This window comes from Petrocella sp., from assembly GCF_059865615.1.
Genome location: NZ_JCBCDA010000010.1, coordinates 1 through 1,676, shown reverse-complemented (window position 1 = coordinate 1,676; position 1,676 = coordinate 1). Strand labels below are relative to the sequence as shown.

The window sequence follows — 1,676 nt, the reverse complement described above, 5'->3', positions numbered from 1 at the left end:
TCATATTAGCCAATCATTAGAAAAGGGCAATAACATGAACTCTAAAGATATCGGAAAATAGTTACAAGTGTCTAGTGCCCTTTTACTATAATTCAAAAAAGATGATATTAATTTGAACCTAGATGAAGATATTTCCAAACCGGAAATATAGTTCTATATTATGATGATGATTTTTATATTATCATTTCTCATAGTAAGGGAGGATAATATTGAATATATTAAGAGGTATTATAGTATCGATGTTTATTGCCGTGATGAGTATAAGTATTGAATTAGAAGTCAATGTACCAAACCAAGAAAATTCAGAAAAAAGTGTTAATCCAATAGTAACAGAACTACCTCATGAATGGTAATCTGGCTAAGGTACGTAAAGGAGTAATGAGAATCCTATCAAAAAAGTATAGCTGTGTACTGGATGTTTGCCACAGGAAACTGGACCATATTATCTCACAAACAAAACGATTAAGCGACAACTTACGGATTACCAATAAATACGAAAACTGTTTACTGAGTCTCCTCGAAATAATCATGACGGTAAAAAAGGAACAATTCCTCAGTGCAATTTAATTATAACTGGAGATTATACCTAAGATAAAAAGGAAAGGAAAATATAATCTAATCACTCAATATATTGAACCATTAGATTATAAGAGAAAAAATGAAAAAGATTTTTAAAAGAGTTCTATCAATTGTTTTAGTGATGGCTTTAGTAGTATCATTTACTAGTTCAGCACTTTACGCAAAAAGTGATAAAGAAAAAGAGACCTATTTCTATAATGGGGTTGAATTTGAAGTTTCAGTTAAAAACTTTGTTGTAACTATTGAATCAGTAAATTCAGATACTAAAACAAAAATGGTAATTAAAGAAAATGGTAAAGGCTATATTTAGGGGGTTGATGACCTCAAAAAAATGAAAATCTTCATATCGCTCACCAGTTGCCATCTCTTCGATTCTTCGATCCAAACGATCTATTTTATCAACTAAATATTCATATGTAATTAAATACTCATCCAACGCTTCTTGTAATGCACCTTCTAGTTTCAACGCTTTTAACCATTTCATGTGTGCAATTGTCCAGTAAGTTTTTCCACCATCAAACCTTTTTCCATGTCTTAACACTAAGGCTAAAATTTGTTGCTTTGTGCTCTTTAGCATCTTTTTTTGGTCATCTCGCATCCGTATATACTCTTTAATCGCATTATCTTCATCCGTTGGGACATATACTTCACTATAGGTATGAAACGCTAAACATCTTGCGATACTGCCTGCATCACGTTTATCTGTTTTTATCCGCTTATTATTCGTTGTCGCCATTGTTGTCGGTGCCAATATTATACATTTAACGCCATGATCAGTCAGTTGATGATATAAGGCATAGCCTAAACATCCTGCTTCATATCCGCACACATATTCTGCGTCTTCTGGGTATCTTTTTCGAATGCTTTCGATATACTTAAGTATATTTTTATAATCGGCATTCATCTTCTGAAGGTATTCTACCTTGTCTTTATCAAAGGTGTAGCAACATACTGTATAACTTTCCTTGTGGACATCCATTCCAACATAAACTATACTATTATTCATAAGTGGCCTCCTTTTTGTATGCGGTAATCCCTGTTACCATTGATATCTTTCAATTAATAGTTTACAGGTAAATCCACGATTTTACAAAATT

The 1,676-nt window shown here is 32.2% G+C and carries 3 protein-coding genes; 2 read left to right on the top strand and 1 reads right to left on the bottom strand.

Features of this window, described 5'->3' with window-relative positions; all coding sequences use genetic code 11:
- The first annotated feature begins 209 nt into the window (after nt 1-209).
- Complete coding sequence (locus AC6F8J_RS01840; protein WP_500720536.1) at nt 210-353, top strand: hypothetical protein; 144 nt, start codon at nt 210-212, stop codon at nt 351-353.
- A gap of 305 nt (nt 354-658) precedes the next feature.
- Nucleotides 659-889, top strand: a complete 231-nt coding sequence (locus AC6F8J_RS01835) for a hypothetical protein (protein WP_500720535.1) — start codon at nt 659-661, stop codon at nt 887-889.
- Here AC6F8J_RS01835 and AC6F8J_RS01830 read toward each other — a convergent pair.
- Nucleotides 836-1,585 (bottom strand): IS110 family transposase, encoded by a 750-nt coding sequence (locus AC6F8J_RS01830; RefSeq protein ID WP_500720534.1) that lies wholly within the window; start codon nt 1,583-1,585, stop codon nt 836-838. The two genes, AC6F8J_RS01835 and AC6F8J_RS01830, sit on opposite strands and share 54 nt — an antisense overlap.
- Between the last annotated feature and the right edge of the window lie 91 nt (nt 1,586-1,676).

What these genes read in the sequence shown, in the direction of transcription:
- AC6F8J_RS01835 (WP_500720535.1), top strand. Translation starts at nt 659, where the DNA reads ATGAAAAAGATTTTTAAAAGAGTTCTATCAATTGTTTTAGTGATGGCT.
- AC6F8J_RS01830 (WP_500720534.1), bottom strand. Translation starts at nt 1,585, where the DNA reads ATGAATAATAGTATAGTTTATGTTGGAATGGATGTCCACAAGGAAAGT.